Annotated in this window: 26 protein-coding genes; 3 read left to right on the forward strand and 23 right to left on the reverse strand. The window is 38.3% G+C overall.

The features are described from left to right. Positions 1–40: 40 nt before the first annotated feature. Both ABD682_RS12470 and ABD682_RS12475 read right to left on the reverse strand, forming a co-directional pair. A complete protein-coding gene (locus ABD682_RS12470) occupies positions 41–469 on the reverse strand; it encodes an FKBP-type peptidyl-prolyl cis-trans isomerase (protein ID WP_344741801.1) in 429 nt (142 codons plus the stop codon). Between the two features lie 203 nt (positions 470–672). Next, positions 673–3,549: a T9SS type B sorting domain-containing protein gene (locus ABD682_RS12475; RefSeq protein ID WP_344741802.1), complete on the reverse strand. Its 2,877-nt coding sequence runs from the start codon at positions 3,547–3,549 to the stop codon at positions 673–675. A 176-nt stretch (positions 3,550–3,725) separates the two neighbouring features. Here ABD682_RS12475 and ABD682_RS12480 point away from each other — a divergent pair, with 176 nt between their 5' ends. After that, entirely contained in the window at positions 3,726–4,010 is a 285-nt protein-coding gene (locus ABD682_RS12480) for a DUF3817 domain-containing protein (RefSeq protein ID WP_344741804.1), read from the forward strand. An 8-nt stretch (positions 4,011–4,018) separates the two neighbouring features. Further along, a complete protein-coding gene (locus ABD682_RS12485; protein ID WP_344741805.1) occupies positions 4,019–5,317 on the forward strand; it encodes a mechanosensitive ion channel family protein in 1,299 nt (432 codons plus the stop codon). 58 nt (positions 5,318–5,375) lie between these two features. Here the strand turns inward: ABD682_RS12485 and leuB are convergent, their stop codons facing one another. The 5 genes from leuB to ABD682_RS12510 all read right to left on the reverse strand — a co-directional run bounded on the left by leuB (position 5,376) and on the right by ABD682_RS12510 (position 10,615). Next, a complete protein-coding gene (gene leuB / locus ABD682_RS12490; protein ID WP_344741807.1) occupies positions 5,376–6,434 on the reverse strand; it encodes a 3-isopropylmalate dehydrogenase in 1,059 nt (352 codons plus the stop codon). A gap of 5 nt (positions 6,435–6,439) precedes the next feature. Beyond that, the gene (locus ABD682_RS12495) at positions 6,440–7,963 is read right to left on the reverse strand and encodes an alpha-isopropylmalate synthase regulatory domain-containing protein (protein WP_344741808.1); all 1,524 of its coding nucleotides are present in this window, start codon (positions 7,961–7,963) and stop codon (positions 6,440–6,442) included. Between the two features lie 2 nt (positions 7,964–7,965). Next, complete coding sequence (gene leuD, locus ABD682_RS12500; protein WP_344741809.1) at positions 7,966–8,562, reverse strand: 3-isopropylmalate dehydratase small subunit; 597 nt, start codon at positions 8,560–8,562, stop codon at positions 7,966–7,968. Positions 8,563–8,589: 27 nt separating this feature from the next. Next, positions 8,590–9,984: a 3-isopropylmalate dehydratase large subunit gene (gene leuC / locus ABD682_RS12505; protein ID WP_344741810.1), complete on the reverse strand. Its 1,395-nt coding sequence runs from the start codon at positions 9,982–9,984 to the stop codon at positions 8,590–8,592. 244 nt (positions 9,985–10,228) lie between these two features. Further along, positions 10,229–10,615, reverse strand: a complete 387-nt coding sequence (locus ABD682_RS12510; RefSeq protein WP_344741986.1) for an acyl-CoA thioesterase — start codon at positions 10,613–10,615, stop codon at positions 10,229–10,231. 119 nt (positions 10,616–10,734) lie between these two features. Between ABD682_RS12510 and ABD682_RS12515 the strand changes: the two genes are divergently transcribed. Next, positions 10,735–11,151 (forward strand): glyoxalase, encoded by a 417-nt coding sequence (locus ABD682_RS12515; RefSeq protein WP_344741811.1) that lies wholly within the window; start codon positions 10,735–10,737, stop codon positions 11,149–11,151. A gap of 3 nt (positions 11,152–11,154) precedes the next feature. On the opposite strand, the gene ABD682_RS12520 is transcribed toward ABD682_RS12515, so the two are convergent. The 16 genes from ABD682_RS12520 to sucD form a co-directional block, all read right to left on the reverse strand. Continuing rightward, complete coding sequence (locus ABD682_RS12520) at positions 11,155–11,832, reverse strand: DUF2461 domain-containing protein (protein WP_344741812.1); 678 nt, start codon at positions 11,830–11,832, stop codon at positions 11,155–11,157. Positions 11,833–11,957: 125 nt separating this feature from the next. Continuing rightward, the gene (locus ABD682_RS12525) at positions 11,958–12,476 is read right to left on the reverse strand and encodes a Dps family protein (RefSeq protein WP_344741814.1); all 519 of its coding nucleotides are present in this window, start codon (positions 12,474–12,476) and stop codon (positions 11,958–11,960) included. Between the two features lie 156 nt (positions 12,477–12,632). After that, positions 12,633–13,412 (reverse strand): tRNA pseudouridine synthase A, encoded by a 780-nt coding sequence (locus ABD682_RS12530; protein ID WP_344741815.1) that lies wholly within the window; start codon positions 13,410–13,412, stop codon positions 12,633–12,635. Between the two features lie 24 nt (positions 13,413–13,436). Continuing rightward, entirely contained in the window at positions 13,437–13,841 is a 405-nt protein-coding gene (locus ABD682_RS12535) for an acyl-CoA thioesterase (RefSeq protein ID WP_344741816.1), read from the reverse strand. Positions 13,842–13,843: 2 nt separating this feature from the next. Beyond that, on the reverse strand, positions 13,844–14,437 hold the full coding sequence (gene hisIE / locus ABD682_RS12540; protein WP_344741818.1) for a bifunctional phosphoribosyl-AMP cyclohydrolase/phosphoribosyl-ATP diphosphatase HisIE: 594 nt from the start codon (positions 14,435–14,437) through the stop codon (positions 13,844–13,846). Next, on the reverse strand, positions 14,434–15,189 hold the full coding sequence (hisF, locus tag ABD682_RS12545) for an imidazole glycerol phosphate synthase subunit HisF (protein WP_344741819.1): 756 nt from the start codon (positions 15,187–15,189) through the stop codon (positions 14,434–14,436). The genes hisIE and hisF overlap by 4 nt, the downstream gene beginning before the upstream one ends. 1 nt (position 15,190) lies before the next feature. After that, on the reverse strand, positions 15,191–15,925 hold the full coding sequence (gene hisA, locus ABD682_RS12550; protein WP_344741820.1) for a 1-(5-phosphoribosyl)-5-[(5-phosphoribosylamino)methylideneamino]imidazole-4-carboxamide isomerase: 735 nt from the start codon (positions 15,923–15,925) through the stop codon (positions 15,191–15,193). Between the two features lies 1 nt (position 15,926). Beyond that, complete coding sequence (hisH, locus tag ABD682_RS12555; RefSeq protein ID WP_344741821.1) at positions 15,927–16,508, reverse strand: imidazole glycerol phosphate synthase subunit HisH; 582 nt, start codon at positions 16,506–16,508, stop codon at positions 15,927–15,929. A gap of 9 nt (positions 16,509–16,517) precedes the next feature. Beyond that, positions 16,518–17,651, reverse strand: a complete 1,134-nt coding sequence (gene hisB / locus ABD682_RS12560) for a bifunctional histidinol-phosphatase/imidazoleglycerol-phosphate dehydratase HisB (protein WP_344741822.1) — start codon at positions 17,649–17,651, stop codon at positions 16,518–16,520. 9 nt (positions 17,652–17,660) lie between these two features. Beyond that, positions 17,661–18,719, reverse strand: coding sequence for a histidinol-phosphate transaminase (gene hisC, locus ABD682_RS12565; protein WP_344741823.1), 1,059 nt, complete (start codon positions 18,717–18,719; stop codon positions 17,661–17,663). Between the two features lies 1 nt (position 18,720). After that, on the reverse strand, positions 18,721–20,004 hold the full coding sequence (gene hisD / locus ABD682_RS12570; RefSeq protein WP_344741824.1) for a histidinol dehydrogenase: 1,284 nt from the start codon (positions 20,002–20,004) through the stop codon (positions 18,721–18,723). Positions 20,005–20,014: 10 nt separating this feature from the next. Continuing rightward, positions 20,015–20,872, reverse strand: a complete 858-nt coding sequence (gene hisG / locus ABD682_RS12575; RefSeq protein WP_344741825.1) for an ATP phosphoribosyltransferase — start codon at positions 20,870–20,872, stop codon at positions 20,015–20,017. Between the two features lie 309 nt (positions 20,873–21,181). Continuing rightward, positions 21,182–21,997, reverse strand: coding sequence for a prohibitin family protein (locus ABD682_RS12580; protein WP_344741826.1), 816 nt, complete (start codon positions 21,995–21,997; stop codon positions 21,182–21,184). Between the two features lie 16 nt (positions 21,998–22,013). Further along, positions 22,014–24,047 carry a nucleotidyl transferase family protein gene (locus ABD682_RS12585; RefSeq protein ID WP_344741827.1) on the reverse strand — a complete coding sequence of 678 codons (2,034 nt, stop codon included), beginning with the start codon at positions 24,045–24,047 and terminating at the stop codon, positions 22,014–22,016. A gap of 20 nt (positions 24,048–24,067) precedes the next feature. Beyond that, the gene (fabG, locus tag ABD682_RS12590) at positions 24,068–24,814 is read right to left on the reverse strand and encodes a 3-oxoacyl-[acyl-carrier-protein] reductase (RefSeq protein ID WP_344741829.1); all 747 of its coding nucleotides are present in this window, start codon (positions 24,812–24,814) and stop codon (positions 24,068–24,070) included. 116 nt (positions 24,815–24,930) lie between these two features. Then, positions 24,931–25,803 carry a succinate--CoA ligase subunit alpha gene (sucD, locus tag ABD682_RS12595; RefSeq protein ID WP_344741830.1) on the reverse strand — a complete coding sequence of 291 codons (873 nt, stop codon included), beginning with the start codon at positions 25,801–25,803 and terminating at the stop codon, positions 24,931–24,933. Positions 25,804–25,805 lie beyond the last annotated feature (2 nt).

A 25,805-nucleotide genomic window follows, 5' to 3' on the forward strand; every position in this document is an offset into this window, starting at 1 on the left:
CCAACAGATGTTGAGGCTTTTTGTTCATTTTATAGTCGTGTTAGTCGATACTAACCAATTCCAAATCGAATACCAGTTCTTGTCCGGCTAATGGATGGTTGGCGTCTATAACGATATGATCGTCGCTTACTTCAGCAATTCTGAATTGTTGCTGTGTACCATCAGGTCTTGAACCTACAAGGCCTAAACCAACTTCAGGTTTAATGCTCTCAGGAAGTTCTGTCTTAGGTAATTTTTGAAACAAATCTTTGCGTACTTCGCCGTAAGCTTCTTCTTTAGGAATAGTTACCGTTTTCTTTTCGTTAACTTCCATATCTACCAAAGCTTTTTCGAAGCCCGGAATCAATTGCCCTTGTCCTAATTGGATTTTTAAAGGCTCTCGGTCCACAGAACTGTCAAAAACCTGTCCGTTTGTTAATTTTCCTGTATAATGTACCGCTACGGTATCATTTTCTTTTACTTTACTCATAATCATGCATTAATTTATAAATTCTTGCAAAGGTATGGTTCCTGATACGTTTAAGAAAATGATTTGGGGATTCTTTTGGTTTTGAGCTATGAAGAATAAAAAATGACGCTTATTCAGAGACGATCGCGTCTACCACAAAGACCTTCGTATTTCCTATTTGAATTTTCTATAGACTCGGAAAAAGAAAGATTAGTTTATTCATTTTACCGCTTTAAAGCAAAATGTCCCTGACGAACCATACCGTCCTCAAATTCAATTCGGAACCAATAGTCGTCTGAGGGGAGTTTTTTACCGCGATAGGTTCCATCCCAACCTCGAGAATCATTATCCGGAAGAGATTTTAAAAGTTTTCCGTAACGATTATAAATGGATATCGAATAGCGCTTATCCGTTTGCCCGATTATTTTCCAGGTATCATTAAAGCCATCATTATTCGGGGTGAAGTATTTGGGGAATCCAATGAGTGAAACAGGAATTTGAACCTCGCCGCAACCATTTTTTTCCTGAATAGATATGATATAATCACCACCACCTAAATTTCTAAAAACAGGTGATGATTGATACGTTCCGTTGTTTAATGCGAATTCATACTCCAAATCAGTGTTCATAACAATTTCAATAAGGTTATTGGAGCTATAATCCGAGATCAAAACGTCATAACCGGTAACTGGCGTTGCAGCAGTAACATTAACTGAAACCGAGGCACTGGAACTACTACAGGCATTGGTAACCGTATACGTGTAAACGCCGGGATTGTCTATTTTGGGATCAAACATTCCCGATTCTCCTGAAAGTGCCGGAGACCATTGTCCGCCGGCATCCGGAGTTCCTGTGAGTATGGTAAATAGATCGATAGGATCACCTGTTTCACAAACTTGTACGTTGGCATCCTGTCCGGCATTGGGCAACGTGTTCACGGTTACAGTAACATCAGCAGAAAGGGTTTCGCAGGTGCTGCTAACGGTGTAAGTATACATTCCGGAAGCATCAACGGCAGGATCGAATAGTCCTGAACCACTGGTTAAATTAGGTGTCCATGTTCCACCGGAATTGGGATTTCCATTTAAAAAACGAAACAAATCTACTGCGGTATCATTTTCACAAAGTGATGCAGAACCGTCCGATCCTGCGTTTATAGCCTGAACTACATTTACAGTGAGTTCCGCCGAGGCAGTACCACAAAAAGCACTCGATACCGAATACGTATAAATCCCTGAAGTATCAACAGCCGGGTCAAAAACAGTGGTTCCGCTCGTCAAAGCTGGCGTCCAGGTGCCGCCTGCATCAGGAGTGCCACCTAAAGCTGTGGTTAGATCAAAAGGATCGTCCTGAATACAAATGTTAACCGTAGCATTCTCTCCCGGGTTTATGGTGCCGTTGATATCTACTGTAATTTCAGCATAATCACTAATGCAATTACCTTCAGAAACGGAATAACGATAAACTCCCGAAGTATCGGTATTTGGATCAAACACTCCGGATCCGCTGTTTAAAGCAGGTGTCCAGACTCCTCCGGAATCAGGGTTATTCAATAATGCAGTAAATAGATCAACGGGGTCAGCATTTTCACAAACTTCAATACAATTGCTCTCTCCTGCATAAGTTTGCCCGGTTAAGCTGTTCAGATCTAATTGATATTTTGAAACAAATATTTCATTAACGCCATTTTCTACTAATGTTGTTTCATTGGGTTCAGAAGGTCCGAAAGTGGTATCGCCATCGAAATATCCCGTAACGGCTATGGTACCTGTATTGTTTACAGAGATCCCACGACCCATCGAAAAATCAGTACCTTGGACACTGGTAGCACTCAAAAATTGTCCGTTTTGATCGTAAGCAGCTAAAAACATACTTCCCTGAGCATATTGCACGAGTGTCGTTTCATTACAAAGGCCTTCATTTAAAAGTGCATCTTGAGCAAACAATCCCGTAATGTAAATGAAACCATTAGAATCTATATCCATGGCTAAGCCATAACAATTCAATTGACTTTTAAACGTCGTGTTCCAAATATATTCACCATTAGCATCATACTGGGCCATAATTATAGCATCAGAATCTGAATCTACTGAAACACAATCTGTTAATTGATTGGTTTTTGTGTAGGTTCCCAAATACACAATTCTTTGATCATCCAGAACCTTTATATCAACTCCAATATTTGTGTTTGGAGACCCAATAAATGGACTTCGAGCCCATTGAAAATTTCCGTCATTATCATATTTGGCAATAAACCCGGCTTCTGTTGAACCGGTGAGTGAGGTTTCATTATTGAGATTTAAACCGAATGTAGCTTCATTATAAAAATTCCCGGTAAGATAGATGTTTCCGTTAGAATCTAAATCAAGGTTTCTCCCGGAATCATTATTTGCTCCTCCGGCATTTACTGCCCAGATTAAAGCGCCATTCGCATCATATTTCGCTAAAAAAATATCCGAATTATTTCCGTTTAAGGTGGTCTCATTTGGTTCACCGGAACCAAAAACAACAGTGCCGTTAAAAGCACCTGTCAGATAAATATTTCCATTGCTATCGAGTTCAATATCATTTTCGCCAGATGCATCATCGCCTGTACCACCCCAGGTTTTTGCCCAAATAAATTGCCCTGAAGTATCAAATTTAGCGAAGAAAATATCTCTGGAATTTCCATTGGCAGTAAAGGTTTGCGCGGTTGGTAATCCGGGATCAAAGGTAATTTCCGATTGGAAATAACCCGTAATGTAAACATTACCTGCAGGATCCAGGGTAATCGCGTTACTTACTACTTCAAAATTATTGTCTCCAATTTGAATGGCCCAAAGGAGCAATCCCGTTGGATCATATTTCGCAACAAAAGCGCCATTGGCATATAAAATAGTTTCATTGGCTTCGCCTGCACCAAATACTGAGCCGGTAGTCCAATTGGACATGATTCCCGTAACATAGGAATTTCCCGCAGGATCCATGACAATATCATTCCCCTGATCCAGAATGGAATCCATAGTATCGCTTCCTGCTTGTTTGGCGTAAATTAAAGTTTGAGCTTGTAGGACATTAAAGCATATAAAACCACATAAGAGGGTTATTATAATTTTTTTCATAGCTATTAGTTGATGGCGCTCTAATATAAATAAATTTTCATACAAGCATTGTAGAAAATCCATCAGCGGTATGTTTCATCTTTAAAATAAACTTTTCCATTTTTTATTTATCATCAAAACATCATTTTATATGGTCTTTCGGAACTTCTAATGTACTTTTGTAAAAAATTTAGAACATGCTCTCATTCCGTAATATATTTCGAATTGTAGCCTTTCTTGAAGGTCTTTCCTATATTTTGCTATTGTTTATTGCAACACCGGTGAAATACATCGCAGGTGAGCCACAATACGTGAAAATTCTAGGCATGCCACATGGCTTGTTATTTATTGGATATTTGATTTTGGCCTTTATGATCAGAGCCGATTTCCAATGGGGTAAAAAAGATTTTGTTACGGTTCTATTAGCATCGATAATTCCGTTTGGAACGTTTTATATTGATAAAAAATACATTCAAGCTTAACTGAACTCATGAGTCTACTTCTTCAAAATACAAATTCATCACTACCGGAATTCCCCTGGAAACACTGGATCTATGATTATTTAATTCAGATGGATATCTCAGAGACTGTTGCGATTTATCTCAATATGTTCCTGTTATTGATCGCTTTATTAGTGATTATTTTTGTTGTTGATTTTATCATCAGAAAAATTTTAATAGGTGCATTTTCACAATTTGCTGAACGTTCTAAAACCAATTTTGATGATCTTCTGGTGAAAAATAAAGCGCCACGAAACATGGCACATATCATTCCTTTGCTCATTGGAATAGCCTTTGTTCCGGGAGTATTTGCGGATTTTCCATATACAGAAGCGATTCTGGAAAAAGCCTTACAGGTTTTTGCCATACTGCTTACACTTTGGGTGATTCGAAGTGTTTTAAACACGTTAAAGGATTATCTGAAAACACTGGAACGTTTTAAGGATAAACCTATTGATAGTTACATCCAGGTGTTTATGATCTTCGCCTGGCTTGGTGGAATTTTGTCGGCCATTGCTATCATTACCGGAATTCCTTTCATACACTTTATTACCGGTTTAGGTGCTATTTCTGCCGTGGTAATTTTGGTGTTTCGTGATACGATCCTTGGTTTTGTGGCCAGTATTCAAGTGTCTATCAATGATATGGTTCGTATTGGCGATTGGATCACTTTTGAAAAATATGGTGCCGATGGCGATGTTATTGAAATTAGTTTAGCTACGGTTAAGGTTCAGAATTTCGATAAGACCATTACCACGATTCCAACCTATGCTCTAATTTCAGATTCTTTCAAAAACTGGCGTGGCATGGTAAATTCTGATGGACGTCGTATTAAACGCGCTATTATTATCAAGCAGGAAAGCATTAAATACCTGACGGAAGAAGCCGTACGAAAACTTAAAAAGATCCAACTGATATCGGAGTATATTGATACGCGACAAGCGGATATTAAAGCCTACAATACAGAACATCATATTGATAAGAGTTTGTTGATTAACGGTAGAAACCTGACCAACATTGGCGTGTTTAGAAAATATATAGATACGTATTTAAATAATCATTCTGCGGTAAATAAAGATATGATGATCATGGCCAGACAGCTGGCGCCAACACCTCAGGGAATTCCTTTAGAAGTTTATGTTTTTAGTAGCGATAAACGTTGGGAAAATTATGAGTATATCATGGCTGATATTTTCGATCACTTACTAGCTGCTCTACCCTACTTTGAGTTGGAAATCTTCGAATTGCCAAGCAGTAGTTCTTTTAAAGAATGGAATTCAAAAAAATAGATACAAAAAAAAGGATGCTTAAATGAGCATCCTTTTGTATTGATGTTGTTTTGTTTTATTAAATATTCGCGGCGAGCCAGTCCCCTACTTCTTTAGTACCATAAGAAGGTCCGCCGTCTGCAAGATCTTCAGTTACTATGCCTTCCGCCAGCGCTTTATTTACGGCGTCACGAATGGCTTTACCTTCATCAGGAAGATTAAATGCCATTTCGAACATCATGGCTGCAGATAATACTGTTGCCATAGGATTGGCAATATTTTTTCCTGTGGCTTGGGGATAAGACCCGTGTATCGGCTCAAATAAAGCAATATCCGCACCCATCGAGGCTGAAGGCATCAATCCCATAGATCCGGATATTACGGAAGCCTCATCCGTTAATATGTCTCCAAACAGATTTTCAGTGATTAGAACATCATAACTATTTGGCCATTGCACCAAACGCATGGCTACAGCATCTACAAATTCATAACTTACTGTTACTTCCGGATAATCCTTTTCCATAGCCTGTACTGTTTCCCGCCATAAGCGAGAGGTTTCTAAAACATTAGCTTTATCTACACAGCACAGTTTTTTGGAGCGTGTCATGGCTAATTCAAAGCCTTTTTTAGCTAAACGCTTTACTTCATCTCGCGTGTATTCACAATTATCAAAAGCCGTTTCACCACCATCGCGACGTCCTTTATCTCCAAAATAAATCCCGCCGGTCAATTCACGTAAAAACACGAGATCCGTACCTTCGATACGCTCTTTCTTTAAAGGTGATTTATCGATTAGTGATGGAAAAGTAAAGGTTGGACGCACATTGGCGAACAACCCTAATTTTTTACGCATTTTTAATAAGCCTTGCTCCGGACGAACTTTGGCTGAAGGGTCGTTATCGAATCTTGGATGACCAATAGCGCCAAATAACACCGCATCAGAACTGGTGCATACGTCATGGGTTTCGTCAGGATAAGGTTCTCCAACAGCATCAATGGCCGCAGCACCTGTAAGTGCAGGTTTCCAGGTGATCTCATGACCGAATTTTTTGGCCACAGCATCACTTACTTTCACGGCTTGTTCTATAACTTCCGGTCCTATGCCGTCTCCGGCTAAAAGGGCTATATTAAATTTCATTTATTTTAATTTGTAATTATGTTTAGCATTTTTTCCGTGGCGATGATCGCAGAGACCGTTTGATCGGAATCCAGTCCACGGGTTTTAAATTCTTTATCTTCAGCTTTCCATGTAATGATCGTTTCACAAAGTGCATCCGAGTTACTTCCCGGTGGGATACGCACGGCATAATCAATAAGCATCGGAAGGGTCATTTTTTGTTTTCTGTAAATCGTTTTTACAGCATTCATAAAGGCATCAAACTGACCATCGCCCTGAGCACTTTCCTCAAAGGAATTTCCTTTGATACAAACAGAAACCGACGTTGAAGGTCGCAAGCCTTTAGCATGTGTGAGTACATAAGACCTCACCTTAACCTTTTCCTCATAATTACGATCAAGAACGTCTGAAATGATATAGGGCAGATCCTCCTTGGTAACCACCTGTTTTTTATCGCCTAATTCGATAATCCGCTGGGTGACCTTCTTTATATCGTCGTCATTAAGTTTTAAACCTAATTCCTGTAAATTCTTTTGAATGTTAGCTTTTCCGGAGGCTTTACCCAAAGCGTATTGGCGTTTTCTTCCAAAACGTTCCGGCATGAGATCACTGAAATAAAGGTTCTTTTTGTTATCGCCATCAGCATGAATACCGGCCGTTTGGGTGAATACATTGGCCCCGATAATGGGTTTATTCGCTGGAATGAATATTCCCGAAAAGGTTTCAACAAGTTTGCTTACTGCAAAAAGGCCTTTTTCATTCACCGTGATTTCAACATCCGGAAGGAAGTCATTTAAAACAGCTATAGTGCTGGCCATAGGTGCATTCCCTGCACGCTCACCCATACCGTTTACGGTAAGATGTAATCCATTGGCTCCGGCACGTACGCCTTCAATAGCATTTGCAACGCCTAAATCGTAATCGTTGTGCGCATGAAAATCAAAGTGAATATCAGGAAAAGTGTCTCTTATTTCCTTAATAAAATCAAAGGATTCTTTTGGAGTTAACACCCCTAAGGTATCCGGAAGCATGATACGCTTCACAGGTTGACCGGATAAAAAGTTTAAAAAATCAAAAACATAGTCTTTGGAATTCCGCATGCCATTACTCCAATCCTCCAAATACACATTCGTTTCAATACCTTTACTTTTTGCTAAAGCAATGTTTTCTTTGATATCCTTAAAGTGCTGATCTGGAGTCTTTTTGAGCTGGTATTTTAAATGGTTTAATGAACCTTTTGTGAGTAGGTTTTGAACCTTGGCACCGGCATCAAGCATCCACTCTATGGAAACACCACCATCTACAAAAGTGAGGACTTCAACAGCATCGATGAAGCCGTTTTCAGAAGCCCATGCCGTGATATCTTTAACCGCTTGAAACTCTCCTTCTGATACTCGTGCTGACGCAATTTCAATGCGATTAACCTTAAGCTCTTGTAAAAGTAATTTAGCTATGGTTAACTTTTCAGAAGCAGAAAACGACACACCGGAGGTTTGTTCACCGTCACGAAGTGTCGTATCCATTATTTCAATACGTCTTTTAGCACTCATGGTTACATAGGTAATTCGGCAGCAAATGCTTCTATTTCACCTTTCATATTTTGTAAATAATCGATATCGTCAAAACCGTTAAGCATATTTTGCTTCTTGTAACTATTGATTTCAAAGGTTTCTTTAGCTCCTGTTGAAAGCATAGTAATAGTTTCTTCCGGTAGGTTTACCTCAATTTTCGTATTCGGATCTTTATAAATTTCTTCGAAAAGTTGCTCTGCAAACTCAGGACTCACCTGAACAGGTAACACCCCTACATTCAAACAGTTGTTTCTAAAGATATCAGCGAAGAAACTAGATACCACACAACGGAAACCATAATCATAAACGGCCCAGGCGGCGTGTTCACGTGATGAACCGGAACCAAAGTTCTTTCCACCTACAAGAATTTTTCCACTGTAAACAGGATTATTCAAAACGAAGTTTTCCTTAGGTGAACCATCATTATTATAACGCCAGTCTCTAAACAAATTATCTCCAAAACCTTTACGCTCCGTAGCTTTTAAGAAGCGGGCCGGTATAATCTGATCCGTATCTACGTTCTCTAAGGGTAATGGTACTGCTGTGCTGGTTAGAACATTAAATTTATCGTAAGCCATAGTGTATTTCTTTCTGTAATTATTTGATTAAAGTAAGTCTCTCGGGTCAGTTACCACCCCGGTAATTGCTGCTGCAGCTGCTACAAGCGGACTTGCAAGCATGGTTCTGGCACCGGGACCCTGACGTCCTTCAAAGTTTCTGTTTGATGTACTTACCGCATATTTTCCGGCTGGAATTTTATCATCATTCATAGCCAAACAAGCGGAACATCCCGGTTGACGTAAGCTAAATCCGGCTTCCGTAATAATATCCAAAATACCTTCCTCTTTAATTTTGCTCTCCACTTCGTGTGAACCAGGAACGAGCCAGGCCGTTACATTACCTGCTTTTTTCTTACCCTTTACAATGGATGCAAAGGCTCTGAAATCTTCAATACGACCATTCGTACAGCTACCCAGGAATACATAATCTACTTTCTTACCTAACATGGCTTCATCTTCGTCGTAGCCCATGTAATCCAATGATTTTTTATAGGTTTCTACGTTGCCTTTTCCAATATCCGCCGTTGGAATGTGTTCAGAAATCCCGATGCCCATGCCCGGATTTGTACCAAAGGTTATCATAGGTTCAATATCGGCAGCATTAAACGTGATCTCTTTATCAAACGTAGCATCCAGATCTGTTTTTAAGGTTTTCCAGTGGGCAACAGCTTCATCCCAGGCCGCTCCTTTAGGTGAAAGCGGTTTATCTTTCAGGTAATTAAATGTCGTTTCATCAGGGGCAACCATACCACCTCGTGCTCCCATTTCAATGGAAAGGTTACATACTGTCATTCGGCCTTCCATAGTCATGTTTTCAAATACATCGCCGGCATATTCCACAAAATAACCGGTAGCACCGGAAGTACTCAATTGCGAAATAATATAAAGCGCCACATCCTTTGGGGTTACTCCTTTACCTAATTTACCATTCACATTAATGCGCATCTTTTTAGGTTTTGGTTGCATGATACATTGCGTAGAAAGTACCATTTCAACCTCAGAGGTTCCAATTCCAAAAGCAATAGCGCCAAATGCCCCATGCGTAGAGGTGTGCGAATCACCACAAACTATCGTTGCACCCGGAAATGTTATACCATTCTCTGGTCCTACCACGTGAACGATACCATTTTTTTCATGACCCAGACCCCAGTGACTAATGCCATATTCATTTGAATTGTCTTCCAAAGCCTTTAATTGGTTTGCAGATAAAGGATCTTCAACTGGTAGGTGTTGATTAATTGTTGGTGTGTTATGGTCTGCCGTCGCGAAGGTGCGCTCAGGATACAACACACTTAAACCTCTTTGTTTAAGACCTAAAAAAGCTACCGGACTGGTTACTTCGTGAATAAAATGACGATCTATAAAAAATACATCAGGTCCGCCATCAATTTTTCGTACCACATGAGAGTCCCAAACTTTATCAAACAATGTCTTGCTCATAAAAATATAATTATATTTAATTTACCTTTAATTTATTGGCTTGTATAGCTTGCAAATTTAAAAAATAAGGAACGTTTTTAGCCTTCAAACAAGGTTTCATACTACGATGCTCAACATTTTTATATAATCCTTAATGATTGTAGTTAAAATCTCTATTATTTCAATAGATTCCTAGGATTGATGAAAATTGTACAACGCCATATTTTACGATTGTCAACTAAAAAATAAATTTTAGAAAGAATGCCTATTCCAGGCGTTTGGAAACGTATTCTACCTCAGTTTTTCCATGAGGTTTGGCTTTACCGTCTTCACCCATATTCACCATAACGATATTTGAAATTGTAATGATGGTTTGATGTGTCATCTTATTTCGAACTTCACAACTTAAGGTGATCGAAGCGGTTCCAAATTTAACGACTTCAATACCGATCTCGACAATATCACCGGGTTTGGCCGAAGCTTTAAAATCGATTTCACTCATGTATTTGGTTACAACCCGTTCATTCTCGAGTTGAATGATAGAATACAGAGCAGCTTCCTCATCAATCCATTCTAATAATCGTCCTCCAAACAGCGTTCCGTTTGGATTTAAGTCTTCTGGTTTTACCCATTTTCTGGTGTGAAATCGCATCATTTTTTACTTTTTTTAAAGGTAAGAAAAAAGGACTTGTTAATAACCCGGTTAATAATTAGAAATTCGAATAGCCATATTGGATTTTTAAATCTATAATTTTATTGAAAATCTACATTATGACTCAGCGAGATTTAAATTTATCCCAAATGCGCCCCGAGATTCCTTCAGCAACCATTTCAGATAACATGAGCGAGGATGAGTATTTTCAGAACGCCGTGTTGCGACCTGTTATTAAACTACAAAACGATCTGGTTGTTATAGTTTTTAGAAACTATATTAACAAACACAAAGCCGTTTTTTATGGTTTGTCTATGGAAAAAAGACTGGATTACATCGAGAATGCCATTCACAAGGACATGAAATTCCGAAACTCCCTGAAGGGTATGATCATCGGGCAATTCACGGTAGACGAATACACTTTGTATATTAAAAATTCTTCGGCATTAAATAAACGGATGATGAATTTGGTCAAGGAGCGTATTATTAGCAATATCCAACTGTTCGATAAACCCGATTATTTAGCCGCTGTTTAAACTTTACAACAAGGATACACCATTAAGATCGGTAGTGAGCACATCGCTCATATAGTCGAAATATGGTCGTATGGCCATAAAAGCTGAATTTACCTGGTTTAAAAAGTCCGGATGAACGACTTCTTTATCCGTAAAATTTTTAGTGAATACAAATTGTTTCTTTTTGATGAGATCTATGGCTTCATGATCTTTATCAAAACCTCTTGGAGCCGTTTTAACTTCGTCGCCCTCCATAGCTCCCCAGATTGATTTGAAGGTTTTGTCTTCGATAATCTCTCGAATTTCAGAATGGTCTAATTCAAATTCCTTACGGATGCGCATCAGATCGTCTTTGTTGGGGTCCCAGAAGCCTGTGGCGATAAAACTTTCATTATTCGGTTTAATATGCACATAATAACCACCGCGTAATTCAGGTTTTAACCGACGGAAAGACGTTGCTATATGTGTTTTATAAGGCATTTTATTTTTTGAAAAACGCACATCGCGATAAATCCTGAAAAGTTTCATCTTTTCAATTTTATCATGCTTATTAAGTTCCGTCAATAAAGCATTGCTGAAGAACTTTACTTCGTTTTTTAAACTTTTGAATTCTGATTTACGTTCGTTGAACCAATCGCGGTTATTATTTTTTTCCAGTTCATTTAAAAAGGAAAGTACTTCCTGAGGTATTGTGGGATTCATTTGAATTTTTCTTTAAAAATACAAAAAGTTAACAGGCATACCTTGTTTTTAAAATAAGAAATCCCGCAAAGACCTGTGAGGTCGATGCGGGATTAATTTCAACTTTAAACTAACTTGATTGTATTTTAAGAAGTAGCTTTAACTGTCTCGGCAACTTCGGATTGTAAAGTTTCATTTGGTTTTTTATTCCAGGCACTTAACATCCAACTCGTTTTTTCGAGTTCTCTTATGTAGGCTCCCATCATATCAATGGTACCTTCATCGTTGATTTCTTCCGCTTTTTTAATCACTATATACATCTGCTCTAAAAGTAATTTGTGATCATTTAAAGTTTCAGTTACCATATCAGTATCACTCATTAGAGGCTCTACCTCTTTAATACTTGCTGTTTCCAGATAATTGCTCATTAAACTTTGAGGATGGTATCGTAGGGTAAGAATACGCTCTGCGATCTCATCAATCTTTAATTTTGCATCATTGTACATTTCTTCGAACTTAGGATGCAATTCAAAAAAATTCTTTCCTAGAACATTCCAATGATTACTACGCAATTTTTGATAGTAAATATGGTAATCTGCTAATAATTTATTCAGTTCAACTACTACGTTGAGTACATCTTCATTTTTCATCTTTAAATAATTCATTTTTATAATTAATTTTCGTTTTAATTTCATTATTAATATACGTCAAAATACCTGTAAAATCAAGTGTTTTAACAGGTTTTAACGGAATTAAAACGGATTTAATTAAATTCATGTTAAAGCGAAAAATAAGTGTTAAAATCCTTTAAGAAAGAAGGTTCAATCCTCAAATTTAATATCCTTGAGGATGAGCCCGGATGCCGGAGCGATGTATTCCATCTTAACGAAATTTCCGGGAAGCAAACTGTACTCGATATCTTCTAAAGTAAGCTTTCCTTTTCCCAAATCGATGAGGGTTCCCATCATCAAACGGATCTGGTTCCGCATAAAGCCTTTGCCTTTTACTTTTAAAACGTAGCTCTTTTTTGGAAAAAAACTAGCAGTATATTCCGTATTCTCTGTGATCTCACAGTGTAAAAGTTCTCGGTCGTAAATACCTTTATCGGTTGGTTTAAAGCAATAGGATTTGAAATAATGTTTCCCTTCGAACAATTTTGCACCTTGTTTCATGATGTATATATCCAGATCATCCAGAATAGTGGTCATGATGGGCGCACAAAAAGGATGGCATTTTTGGCCGAAAGTAAAAAGGTAATGGTATTCCTTAGTTTTAGAATGATTAATGATATTGAAATCCTTATCCACTTCTTTTATAGAAAGGGCCCGAATATCTTGAGGTAAATTATAATTAAACAGCTCTAAAAAAGCTTCCATGTCCTCCAGTGGTTCTTCCAGGAATAACTCTATGGCAGCGTTTTCTGCAGAAACCATGGCATCCGTTCGACCCGAACTTAAACTTTTAAACCACTTCCCTTCCAGAATGAAATTCAACGTTCTATCCACCATCAAATGCAATGTTTTAACATCGGGCTGCTTTTGCCAGCCATGAAAGCGATAGCCTAAATATTGAATGGTAATGAGATAAAAGTGTTTTTTCATTTCGAAATTAAAGCGTTCACAACGTTAGTTTTCCGGAAACAAAATGGCTAGGATATCGTTGCCAATACGCTGTGGTTTTAATGTTTTTCGATTTACCAGACACCAGGTTGTTTTAGCTTGAACCAAAAGCGTGTCGCCTTTGTAAATATAAACCTCGCGAACAGATTTCACACCACCGGTCTCCCCTACATTTGTTTTGAGGGTTAATTCGTCATCTAATAAGGCCTGACCCAAATAATCAACCTCATGGCGTAAGACCACCCAAAAGTAGTTTTCTTCAAGTTCCGGATTCGTAATAAGGTCCCAATGCTTTTCAGAAATATCATTAATCCATTGGATATAAACCATATTGTTCACATGATTAAGATCGTCAAGGTGTTGTTTTTCAACTTTTAAATGATACTGATATGTGGCGCCTTTCTTCTCCAAATTTATTTATGACGCGATTTTAATTCGTTTTCGATATCTTTTAATGAAAAGCCTTTCGCCTTCAATAGCATGAGGTAGTGAAATAAAAGATCTGCCGATTCATAAATGAACAGTTCATCATTGGTATCCATAGCCTCTATAACCGTCTCTACGGCTTCCTCACCTACTTTTTGAGCCACTTTATTGATCCCTTTTGAAAATAAACGAGCCACATAAGAATTATCGGTGTCCTTTGAAGCTACACGTTGATCAATAATGCGCTCCAATTCAGAGAAAAAACCAAATTGCGATCTATTTTCTTCACTCCAGCAAGTGTCTGTACCCGTGTGACACGTTGGACCCTCGGGGTTTACGCGTACTAAAAGTGTATCATTATCACAATCATTTTTCACATCAACTAAATGTAGCACATTGCCACTCTCTTCGCCTTTAGTCCAGAGTCGCTGTTTACTTCTACTAAAAAAAGTCACCAATTTCGAGTCTATCGTTTTATGGTATGCTTCTTCATTCATATAGCCAAGCATCAAGACCTGTTTTGTACTGGCATCCTGAATAATCGCCGGAACGAGTCCGTTTTTGTCATATTTAATGGTCATAATCGAACTTCTATATTTTGTTTCTTTAATTCTTTTTTTAATTCCGGAATAGGAATTTCACCAAAATGAAATACACTTGCCGCGAGGGCTGCATCCGCTTTTCCCTCCTTAAAAGTGTCGGCAAAGTGTTGCACTGTTCCGGCACCTCCGGACGCAATAATCGGGATATGCAATTCTGATGATAATTTTGCGAGGGCTTCATTCGCAAAGCCATTTTTAGTACCATCGTGATCCATGGAAGTGAATAAGATTTCACCTGCCCCACGTTGCTCAACCTCTTTAGCCCATTCAAAAAGATCTATTTCCGTTGGAATACTTCCTCCGGCTAAATGCACCTTCCATGAGTTTCCTATCTGTTTAGCATCTATGGCAACTACGACACACTGACTTCCGAATTTATCGGCCAATTCATTTACAAGTTCCGGTCGTTTTACCGCAGATGAATTTATGGAAACCTTATCAGCACCACATTTTAAAAGGGCATCAACATCAGCAATGCTTGAAATTCCGCCACCCACAGTAAAAGGAATATTTACCTGCTCGGCCACATGTAAAACCATGTCCAATGTGGTCGCGCGGCCTTCCAGCGTAGCTGAAATATCCAGAAAAACCAATTCATCTGCACCCATTTCAGCATATTGTTTTGCCAGAGCCACGGGATCGCCGGCATCTCGTAAATCCACGAAATTAACACCTTTTACGGTGCGGCCATTCTTGATATCTAAACACGGTATGATTCGTTTTGTTAACATGTTAACTGTATCGTTCTAAATCTTTTAAAGTGATTTTATTTTCATAAATAGCTTTACCAATAATAACGCCTTCACAACCAATGGCGCGCACCTGGTCCAGATCGTCTAAAGATGAAATTCCCCCGGAGGCGATCAATTTTATAGATTGATCGGCACTGGCATTGGAACACTCCTGAATTATATTTTTATAAAGCTCTGTTGAAGGTCCTTCCAGCATACCATCTTTTGAAATATCTGTACAAATTACATACTGAACACCTTTTCTTTGATACCCTTTAATAAAGGGAATCACTTTTTTGTTGCTTTCTTCGGTCCAACCGGAAATAGCAATTTTGTTATTGTTGGTGTCCGCTCCCAATATGATCTTTGAAGAACCATACTTTTTAAGCCAACTTTCAAACATTTCAGGATCTTTTACGGCGATGCTTCCGCCTGTAATTTGCTTGGCCCCGGAATTAAAAGCGATATGGAGATCTTCATTCGATTTTAAACCTCCTCCGAAATCGATCTTTAAACTTGTTTTTGAGGTAATGCGTTCCAAAATCTTGTAATTCACAATATGTTGCGCTTTGGCGCCATCAAGGTCCACAACATGCAAATACTGAATTCCGGCATCTTCAAAAGCTTTAGCAATGTCTAACGGACTTTCACTATATACTTTCTTAGTTCCGTAGTCTCCTTTTGTTAAACGGACACATTTGCCATCAATAATATCAATTGCGGGTATAATTCTCATGTTATAGTTTCAAAAAGTTCTCTAATATTCGGGCGCCGGCCACACTACTTTTTTCGGGATGAAATTGCACACCGTAAAAGTTTTCATGTTTTAAGGCCGAGGCATAATTAACGCCGTAATCCGTGGTTGCAATAGTTTCCTGACAGTGTTCAGCGTAATAACTGTGCACAAGATACATGTATTCGTTCTCTTTAATGCCTTCGAAGAGCTCAGATTTTAGATCTTTAATAACATTCCAGCCCATTTGTGGTACTTTTAAGCCTTTTGAAAAACGCTTTACTTCCGTTTGAAAAATGCCAAGACCCTGTGTATTCCCTTCTTCAGTATAATTACACATAAGCTGCATGCCCAGACAAATCCCTAAAACGGGTTGTTTTAGTTCAGGAATAAGATGATCCAGGCCACTTTTTTTTAACATGGTCATCGCACTATTGGCCTCTCCCACGCCAGGAAAAATCAGCTTATCAGCCGCCTGAATCACCTCAGGATCATCCGATAATTCTGCTTCAAGTCCCAGTCGATTAAATGCAAACTGAATACTTTTAATGTTTCCGGCACCGTAATTTATGATTACAAGTTTCATTTTGTTTTTTTAGAGCAAGCCTTTCGTTGACGGCAAAATCATTTTTTCTATATCGCGTTTCACGGCCATTTTTATGGCCTTCGCAAAGGCTTTAAAAATCGCTTCAATCTTGTGATGTTCGTTCGTTCCTTCGGCTTTAATATTTAAATTGCATTTGGCACCATCGGTAAAGGATTTAAAAAAGTGATAAAACATTTCTGTTGGCATCTTACCGATCATTTCACGTTTAAATTCGGCCTCCCATACCAACCAGTTTCTGCCTCCAAAATCAATGGCAACCTGCGCCAGACAATCATCCATGGGTAAACAAAAGCCGTAGCGTTCAATACCCAATTTGTTTCCTAAAACCTTGTTAAACACTTCGCCCAAGGCAATTGCGGTATCCTCAATGGTGTGGTGTTCATCAACGTCCAGATCGCCATCCACTTTGATCGTTAAGTCCAATTGACCGTGTCTTGCAAGTTGATCTAACATATGGTCGAAAAAAGCAATCCCGGTATCAATATTACTTTTTCCGGTACCATCTAAGTTAAGCTGAATAGCAATTTTGGTTTCATTCGTGTTTCTGATGATTCCACCGGAACGTTCATCGGCCTTTAGAAAACCATAAATTGTATCCCAATCGGCGGTTTCTAAAGCAATGTATTCCTGTAACTCATCGTGTGCTACAGTGACTTCATCTGTCCCTAAATGGGTTTCATTATTGATATAAATACCTTTGCATCCAAGGTTTTTTGCCAGTTCAATATCCGTTAAACGATCACCAATAACATACGAGTTTTCCAAATCGTAATCCTCAGAAAAATAGTGCTTTAATAAACCCGTGTTCGGTTTACGCGTTGGCGCATTGTCTTTAGCAAAAGTTCTGTCGATAATCTGTTCAGAAAACGAAATCCCTTCTTTTTCAAAAGTCGAAATGATAAAATTGTGCACCGGCCAAAAGGTATCTTCCGGAAATGCATCTGTTCCTAAGCCATCTTGATTCGTGACCATAACCAGATCGAAGTCCAGTTCTTTGGCAATCCTACTTAAATACTGAAACACTTTTGGATAGAATTCCAGTTTTTCAAAGCTATCAATTTGCTCGTCTTCCGGTTCTTTAATCAGCGTGCCATCGCGGTCTATAAACAATACTTTTTTCATAAGCTTTTATTATTTTTTTGAAGATTTCAAATTGGATAATGATTTGAAAGCCTCAATAATTCTTTTATTTTCTTCCGCCGTTCCCACAGTAAGTCTTAAACAATTTTCACATCCCACCTCGTTCGTACGGTTGCGTGTTACAATACCAAGTTTTAATAATTGCTGATAGCGTTTAGTTGCATCATCAACTTTAACCAATAAAAAATTAGCGTCACTTGGATAAATTTTTGAAATGAATGGAATATTCTTTAAAACGATCTTCAAGTGATTTCGTTGTTCCAAAATATCATTGATCTGATTATGGGCTAAACCTTTGTTCTGAAGCTGTTCAATGGCTTTTTTCTGAGTCAAAATATTCACGTTATATGGAGGTTTAATCCGATTTAAAACAGTAATTATTTCTTTGGAAGCATAACAAATTCCTAAACGAATACCAGCCATGCCGTAAGCTTTTGATAAGGTTTGCGTAACGATCAAATTTGGAAATTCATTCAACCGTTTAAGCCAGCTTTCTTTTTCGGAAAAATCGATATAAGCCTCGTCCAGAACAACAATACCTTTAAATTTACTGATTAGTTTTTCTAAATCTTTTTCGGAAAAACTATTGCCTGTTGGGTTATTCGGAGAACACAATAACAACAATTTGCTATGATCATCGGTAGCCTGAAGGATTTTTGGAACATCGAGCTGAAATTCTGACGTGAGATTTATTTTCTTAACCGCAACATCATTTATGCCGGCCAAAACCTCATACATGCCATAGGTTGGTGGTAAAATCAGAATGTTATCGTCTTTAGGTTCACAAAATGCTCTGTAGATAATATCAAGAACTTCATCACTACCATTTCCCAGTAGGATCTGGTCCCTGGAAAAATCTTTAAGTTCAGACAGCAAACCTTTTAATGCATTTTGATAAGGATCCGGATAACGGTTTACACCATTTTCAAATGGATTTTCATTGGCATCCAAAAACACCATGGTTTTAGTGCCGCCCTGAAATTCATCACGTGCAGAGGAATAAGGCTTTAAATTCTTAATATTATTGCGTAATAGCTTTTGAATATCCATCTTATTTCAAATCTTTTAAGCGGATGGAAACCGCGTTTTTATGAGCCTGCAAACCTTCAGCTTCAGCCATATTTTCTATGGTTTTACCTATGGCTTTTAAACCTTTTTCAGAGATTTTTTGAAACGTCATTTGCTTCATAAAACTATCCAGGTTTACTCCGGAATAGGCTTTTGTAAAGCCGTTTGTTGGAAGCGTGTGATTTGTTCCTGAAGCGTAATCTCCTGCACTTTCAGGCGTGTAATTACCGATAAATACTGAACCGGCATTCATAATTCCGGAAACATAAAAACCTTCATTTTTAGTACAAATAATGAAGTGTTCCGGTCCATATTCATTGATCATTTCTAAAGCTGTGGCATCATCTCCTACAAAAATCAATTTTGAATTATTAATAGCTTTTTCTGCGATCGCTTTACGCGGAAGAACGCTAATTTGCGATGCTATTTCATCAGAAACCTTTTCAATGAGGGCTTTGGAATTGCTCACTAAAATAACCTGACTATCCATACCGTGCTCGGCCTGGCTCAACAAATCGGAAGCTACATAAGCAGGATCTGCGGAATCATCGGCAACAACAAGGAGTTCACTTGGGCCTGCAGGCATATCGATGGCAACACCGTATTTGGTTGCTAATTGTTTCGCAACGGTTACAAACTGATTACCCGGACCAAAGATCTTATACACTTGTGGGATCGTTTTTGTTCCGAAGGTCATGCCGGCAATCGCCTGGATCCCTCCTACTTTGATGATCTTTGTAACACCACAAAGTTGCGCAGTAAATAAGATCTCCGGAGCTAAATTTCCTTTTTTGTTTGGTGGAGAGCACAGAACGATCTCTTTACATCCCGCAAGTTTAGCGGGAATAGCCAACATAAGCACCGTTGAAAATAATGGTGCCGTGCCTCCCGGTATGTACAATCCAACCTTTTCTATAGGGCGTTTTTCCTGCCAGCAAGAAACGCCCGGTGTTGTTTCCACCCTAACAGGTTCTGTTTTTTGTGCTGCATGAAAGGCTTCAATATTTTCTTTTGCTTGAATTATGGCTTTTTTAAGAGGTTCGGAAACCTGATTGATCGCAGCTTTCGTTTCAGTATCGGAAACCAGTGCGGACTCTAAAGTCACGTCATCAAATTTAGCTGTATACTTTTGAATGGCTGCATCACCATTAGATATTACCTCCTGAAACACTTCACCTACAATGCCTTCAATAGCGTCTAATGTTTGTGTAGGGCGCTTTAAAATATCGCTCCAGGTACCTTTATTTGGATTATTAATTATTTCCATCTTCAATAGCTTATAATACCATTTTTTCAATAGGACAAACAAGAATGCCTTCCGCTCCTGCTTCTTTTAACCGGTCAATAATGGCCCAAAATTCATTTTTACTAATTACGGAATGTACAGAACTCCAGCCTGTTTCTGCCAGAGGTAAAACCGTTGGACTGCGCATTCCGGGTAATATTTCCTTTATTGTTTCAATTTTATCATTAGGCGCATTAAGCAAAATATACCGCGATTGACGCCCTTTTAATACTGATCTGATCCGAAACTGAATGGTGTTAAGGATTTCTTGTTTCTCTTCAGAAATAATCGGAGAAACGGCTAAAACAGCTTCTGATTTTAAAATGGTCTCAACCTCTTTTAAATTGTTTTTAAACAAGGTGCTGCCACTGGATACGATATCACAAATAGCATCGGCTAATCCAATATTTGGAGCAATCTCCACGGATCCATTAATAATGTGCAAGTTCGCCTGCACACCTTTACTTTCAAGATAGTCCTTTACCGTGTTGGGATACGAGGTCGCGATACGCTTACCGTCAAGATCTTGAATACCATTGTACTTTTTGGTCTTTGGAACAGCAATGCAAACGCGGCAACTGGAAAAACCTAATTTTTCGGCTACCGTAATGGTCTCCCCTTTTTCAATCAAGACATTTTCACCAATAATGGCAGCATCAACTACACCATCCTTTAAGTATTGTGGAATGTCGCCATTTCGCAAGTAAAATATCTCCACTGGAAAATCCTTGGCAGAGGCTTTTAATTGATCTTTACCGTTATCAATTGAAATACCGATATCCTTTAAAATTTGCATGGAGTCGTCGTGTAAACGCCCTGATTTCTGAACAGCAATTCTTAATTTACTCATGTTTTTTTGTTATAATTTTGAGACGATCATTACAGGTTTAAAAATAAAAACCCGTTTGATGGTCTCAAACGGGTTAAAAAATATGTTGAATTTATTCAATACATTTTCACTTCGCTTGAGAGCAAATAAGAAAATGATGATGTGTATGAATAAATGTCATGTTTAATTTTTGTTGTACAAATATCATAAAATTCTAAGAATAAATCCAAATTAAAAGAACGATTTGTTTATTTAATTATAGAATTATTCTATTCAGTTAAAGAAAGAAATAAACTTTCTAAAATAACCAATCAAATTTTAAGATATTCATTATTGATTTCCAAGGATGATAGGTAAACCGCTATCACCCGAACCAATAACGATTACCTTTGAATTCGAGGATTCAGATAATCTAATGGTTGCATCGATCCCTTTGTCCTGTAAAATTTTATCTGTTAAGGAAGCACTTAGAATTTTATTCGCATCAGCTTTACCCTGAGCTTCAATACGTACTTTTTCGGCTTCTTTTTCAGCAGTTACTAAACGGAATTCGTATTCTAATGATTCCTGTTCTTGTTTTAATTTGCGTTCAATAGCATCTTTAATGGTGTTAGGTAAAGTTACATCACGCACTAGTACTTCATTAAGTTGCACATATTGTTTGTCCAATATCTTTTTGGTTTCTTCAAAGATCTCATCCTGAATGGCATCACGTTTGCTCGAATATAATTGCTCAGGTGTGTAGCGCCCCACAACACTTCGCGCTGCTGAACGAATAGCCGGCTGAATAACGCGTTGTAAATAATTCTGACCAATATTTTGATGTAAGTTTCCCAAATCCTCTGAAACAGGTTGATACCAGGCAGAAGCATCAATTTGAATTTCTAATCCGTTGGAAGATAAGACCTTCATTTTTTCAAAAAGTTCTTGCTGCCGTACTTCATAAACGAATACTTTATTCCAGGGCGCCACGATGTGAAAACCTTCGCTCATTGGTGGTTCGTCAGTAACCACACCTTCGCCAAAGGTTTTAAAAAGGACTCCGGCTTCACCGGAACCTATCGTAACAGCTGATTTTGCTAATAAAATGATGGCAAGTACCGCGACTACAATCGCCGGCAGCGCCACTTTTGGTAATTTTTCCATAGTTGATGTTTAGTGTTTAAATTAATCCATTGTATTTTCTTAGAAACCACTCTGCAGTTAAGCAACTTACCAATATGATAAGGAGAAGTTTCCAATCGATTAAAGGTACGGTATTTTTATTGCTTTTCTGGATGATTTGATAACGGGTATCGGTCATGAGTTCATGAATTAATCCATCATAATCAGCAATAAAATACGCTTTGCCTTTACTGTTAGTAGCCAACCCTTCCAGTTTTGTTACATCGGCATTTAAGAATTGCTGCTCAACATTATAATCTAAAATTTCGAAGTGGCCGGATTTGAAAATATTTTCTGTTTTTGCTTTTACCGTAAAGTCGTAGCTGCCGGAGGGCATACTACTCAAATCTACTTGAAAAGTATTGTTTTTAAGTACTAAAGGAAAAACGGTTTCGGTTCCCGTATTTGAGTTTTTGATAGTGATATTCAGCTGTTCTCGGGGATCAAATTCGTAATTATTATCAAAGAATTGCGCCTGAATTAAAAAATTGGATTCACCATCGTAAAAGGATTGATAGTCCACTTGTAATCTGTCACGCGTTTTATTGGAAGCTAAATATTGCACCAGTTTCCCCAGAAAGTTATCAAAAAATTCAAAATTCCCTGAGTTAACAAAAGCCTGTGATCGCCAACCCCAAATATTTTCACCAAATAATACGGCTTGGCGTCTGGAATTCATTTCAAAAGTTGCTAAAAGCGGCTCATTTAAAACGACACCATGGGTCGCTTTTGATATTAATGTTTGAAATGGTCCGGTAAAGGTTACTTTTCCATAAGGAGCACGAAGTGGCGGATAGTTAGAAAAATCCAGATCTTCTACAGTAAACGGAGAAAACCCGGGGTTTAATACCGGTTGATAATCTTCAATCTGATATGTGTTTTCCTGCTTGATGATTTTTTGATACGAATTGAAGAAATTTAGATCGGTATCTGTACCTACAATAGTAAATACATGCTTGTTTGCATCTTGTAATGCTTGGATTATTTTATTAAAGCTTCTGTTTGGTTGATATAATATAACTAATTGAAAATCATTTAATTTACCGACTATTTCATTAGGCTTTAAAATACGTGCAGCACGGCGTTCATTTGTTTCAATACTTGTTTTTAAGGCACCAAGATCAGGATGAATAATACTACTAACAATAGCTACGTTGGTCTTTTGATCGATGACTTCAATTGCAAAGTTTTTAGTATTATTAATGGTGTTCTTTTCGTTTTTCAAAGGGTTTAGCCGAGCAACATAAGATTGAACACCAACCTGGTCTGCCGGAAGATCAAATTGAACCACCTGAGAACTTTTCGATTTTGAAAAATTCAATCGTTTCGAAAACACTATTTTATCCTTAAGAAGGATCTCAAAATTAGAGGATACAGGTTCCACACCTTCATAAACCAATATAACTTCCACCGGAAAGCGATTTTTTAAATATGCAAATCTGTTGACATTGAGTTGGGCTATTCTTAGATCGGTATAGCTAGTAGTATCACCCAGTATTACCGGATAAATAGGTTGCCCATATTCCCTTGAAGAAAAACTATAATCACTACCAAGAGTTTGGTTTCCATCGGAGATCAAAATGGTAGGTGACACATGGTCTTTATAAATCTGTTTTAAATTTTTGAAGACACTCGAAATGTTGGTTTGTTTTTCATTAAAAGTAAGCGTGTCTAAAGATTTTAAGGATTTGCTAAAACTATAAAAATGAATATTAAATCGATTTTTTAACTCCGGATTCTGCTGTAGTTTTTCCACTAATGCCGTAACCTCCTGGTTATGTTCCAGTTGTTTTATGGAGTTTGAATTATCCACAGCCACAATAAGATCGGGTTTTTCAGTGGTAAGGACCTTTCGTTCGATCTTTGGATTAACGAGTAACAGACCAAGCACAAACAAGGTACAGAAGCGCAGAAAAGAAAAAAGCATGTTCCATTTAGACATGCTTTGATTTCTTTTATAATACTGAAAGAACGCTAGCCCTAAGGCAATAATTCCAACTAAAACAATGTAAACCAGCGTTTCTGAATTCATTTATACGAGCTAAGGATGGTTTAGGTTAACATACCACCATCTACATTCAAGGTTTGTCCGGTAACATAAGCACTCATATCACTGGCTAAGAACACGCAAACATTGGCAATATCTTCAGGAGTTCCACCGCGTTTTAATGGAATGGCATCACGCCAGCCCTTAACTACATTTTCATCAAGTTTTGCCGTCATCTCCGTTTCAATAAATCCGGGAGCCACCACGTTACTGCGAATATTTCTGGAACCGAGCTCTAAGGCTACTGATTTAGAAAACCCTATAATACCTGCTTTAGAAGCCGCGTAATTCGTTTGTCCGGCGTTACCTTTAACACCAACTACAGAACTCATATTGATAATTGATCCTTTACGTTGTTTCAACATGGTACGCTGAACAGCTTTGGTCATATTAAAAACCGATTTTAAGTTCACTTCAATAACTTTATCGAAGTCTTCTTCTGTGATACGCATTAACAAGTTATCTTTCGTGATTCCCGCATTATTTACCAAAATATCGATACTACCGAATTCCTTTACCACGTCGTCCGCTAATTGTTGTGCTTCCTCAAAACTGGCCGCATTACTTTGATAACCCTTAGCTTTCACACCCATGGCGTTCAATTCATTTTCCAGAGCTTTGGCGGCCTCCACCGAAGAACTATAGGTAAAAGCAACATTAGCTCCTTCTTTGGCAAATACTTCGGCAATACCTTTACCAATCCCACGACTGGCACCGGTAATGATGGCTGTTTTTCCTTCTAATAATTTCATCTATAATCTTTGTTAGTTTGTTTTATCAATATGCTCAAATATAAGAAATCCTAATGGCTTCAAATAAAAAAACCTCACAAGATTTGCAAGGTTTTTCAAATGTTAAATCTATTATTTTAGCCTAAAACTTCGGCAACTTTTTTACCAATTTCTGCAGGTGAATCCACTACATGGATACCACAAGCTCTCATAATTTTCTTTTTGGCTTGCGCCGTATCATCACTACCACCAACGATAGCTCCGGCGTGACCCATGGTACGACCAGCAGGTGCTGTTTCCCCGGCAATAAATCCTACGATCGGTTTTTTACTTCCGCTTTCTTTATACCACTTGGCTGCATCAGCTTCTAATTGTCCGCCAATTTCACCAATCATTACTACGGCTTCAGTCTCAGGATCATTAATCAAGAGTTCTACAGCTTCTTTCGTTGTGGTCCCAATAATTGGGTCGCCACCAATACCGATAGCAGTTGTGATACCCTGACCTTGTTTTACCACCTGATCCGCGGCTTCGTAAGTTAGGGTACCTGATTTTGATACGATACCAACTTTACCTTTTTTAAATACAAAACCTGGCATAATACCAACTTTAGCTTCTCCGGGCGTAATAACACCGGGACAGTTAGGTCCGATCAATCGGCAGTCTTTATTTTTTATATAATTTGAAGCGGTGATCATATCCGCAACCGGAATGCCTTCCGTAATGGTAATAATAACTTTAATTCCGGCATCAGCAGCTTCCATAATTGCATCTGCAGCGAAGGCCGGTGGCACAAAAATAATCGAGGTATCAGCGCCTACTTCTTCAACAGCATCTTTTACCGTATTAAAAACCGGTTTATCCAGGTGGGTTTGCCCGCCTTTTCCGGGTGTTACACCACCAACAACATTGGTTCCGTATTCAATCATTTGCGTAGCGTGAAAGGTTCCTTCACTACCTGTAAATCCTTGAACAATTATTTTTGAATCTTTATTTACTAAAACACTCATTT

Source organism: Gaetbulibacter aestuarii, assembly GCF_039537665.1.
GTDB classification, from domain to species: domain Bacteria; phylum Bacteroidota; class Bacteroidia; order Flavobacteriales; family Flavobacteriaceae; genus Gaetbulibacter_A; species Gaetbulibacter_A aestuarii.

Bases quoted from the DNA above. Each gene is read 5' to 3' on its own strand.
- ABD682_RS12480 (WP_344741804.1), top strand. From the start codon at position 3,726: ATGCTCTCATTCCGTAATATATTTCGAATTGTAGCCTTTCTTGAAGGT.
- leuB (WP_344741807.1), bottom strand. From the start codon at position 6,434: ATGAAATTTAATATAGCCCTTTTAGCCGGAGACGGCATAGGACCGGAA.
- ABD682_RS12475 (WP_344741802.1), bottom strand. From the start codon at position 3,549: ATGAAAAAAATTATAATAACCCTCTTATGTGGTTTTATATGCTTTAAT.
- ABD682_RS12585 (WP_344741827.1), bottom strand. From the start codon at position 24,047: ATGAATTCAGAAACGCTGGTTTACATTGTTTTAGTTGGAATTATTGCC.
- ABD682_RS12530 (WP_344741815.1), bottom strand. From the start codon at position 13,412: ATGAAAAAACACTTTTATCTCATTACCATTCAATATTTAGGCTATCGC.
- ABD682_RS12580 (WP_344741826.1), bottom strand. From the start codon at position 21,997: ATGGAAAAATTACCAAAAGTGGCGCTGCCGGCGATTGTAGTCGCGGTA.
- hisF (WP_344741819.1), bottom strand. From the start codon at position 15,189: ATGTTAACAAAACGAATCATACCGTGTTTAGATATCAAGAATGGCCGC.
- ABD682_RS12515 (WP_344741811.1), top strand. From the start codon at position 10,735: ATGACTCAGCGAGATTTAAATTTATCCCAAATGCGCCCCGAGATTCCT.
- hisA (WP_344741820.1), bottom strand. From the start codon at position 15,925: ATGAGAATTATACCCGCAATTGATATTATTGATGGCAAATGTGTCCGT.
- hisD (WP_344741824.1), bottom strand. From the start codon at position 20,004: ATGGAAATAATTAATAATCCAAATAAAGGTACCTGGAGCGATATTTTA.
- leuC (WP_344741810.1), bottom strand. From the start codon at position 9,984: ATGAGCAAGACATTGTTTGATAAAGTTTGGGACTCTCATGTGGTACGA.
- fabG (WP_344741829.1), bottom strand. From the start codon at position 24,814: ATGAAATTATTAGAAGGAAAAACAGCCATCATTACCGGTGCCAGTCGT.
- ABD682_RS12525 (WP_344741814.1), bottom strand. From the start codon at position 12,476: ATGAATTATTTAAAGATGAAAAATGAAGATGTACTCAACGTAGTAGTT.
- leuD (WP_344741809.1), bottom strand. From the start codon at position 8,562: ATGGCTTACGATAAATTTAATGTTCTAACCAGCACAGCAGTACCATTA.
- ABD682_RS12510 (WP_344741986.1), bottom strand. From the start codon at position 10,615: ATGCGATTTCACACCAGAAAATGGGTAAAACCAGAAGACTTAAATCCA.
- ABD682_RS12485 (WP_344741805.1), top strand. From the start codon at position 4,019: ATGAGTCTACTTCTTCAAAATACAAATTCATCACTACCGGAATTCCCC.
- ABD682_RS12520 (WP_344741812.1), bottom strand. From the start codon at position 11,832: ATGAATCCCACAATACCTCAGGAAGTACTTTCCTTTTTAAATGAACTG.
- hisIE (WP_344741818.1), bottom strand. From the start codon at position 14,437: ATGACCATTAAATATGACAAAAACGGACTCGTTCCGGCGATTATTCAG.
- hisH (WP_344741821.1), bottom strand. From the start codon at position 16,508: ATGAAACTTGTAATCATAAATTACGGTGCCGGAAACATTAAAAGTATT.
- hisC (WP_344741823.1), bottom strand. From the start codon at position 18,719: ATGGATATTCAAAAGCTATTACGCAATAATATTAAGAATTTAAAGCCT.
- hisG (WP_344741825.1), bottom strand. From the start codon at position 20,872: ATGAGTAAATTAAGAATTGCTGTTCAGAAATCAGGGCGTTTACACGAC.
- sucD (WP_344741830.1), bottom strand. From the start codon at position 25,803: ATGAGTGTTTTAGTAAATAAAGATTCAAAAATAATTGTTCAAGGATTT.
- ABD682_RS12495 (WP_344741808.1), bottom strand. From the start codon at position 7,963: ATGAGTGCTAAAAGACGTATTGAAATAATGGATACGACACTTCGTGAC.
- ABD682_RS12470 (WP_344741801.1), bottom strand. From the start codon at position 469: ATGAGTAAAGTAAAAGAAAATGATACCGTAGCGGTACATTATACAGGA.
- hisB (WP_344741822.1), bottom strand. From the start codon at position 17,651: ATGAAAAAAGTATTGTTTATAGACCGCGATGGCACGCTGATTAAAGAA.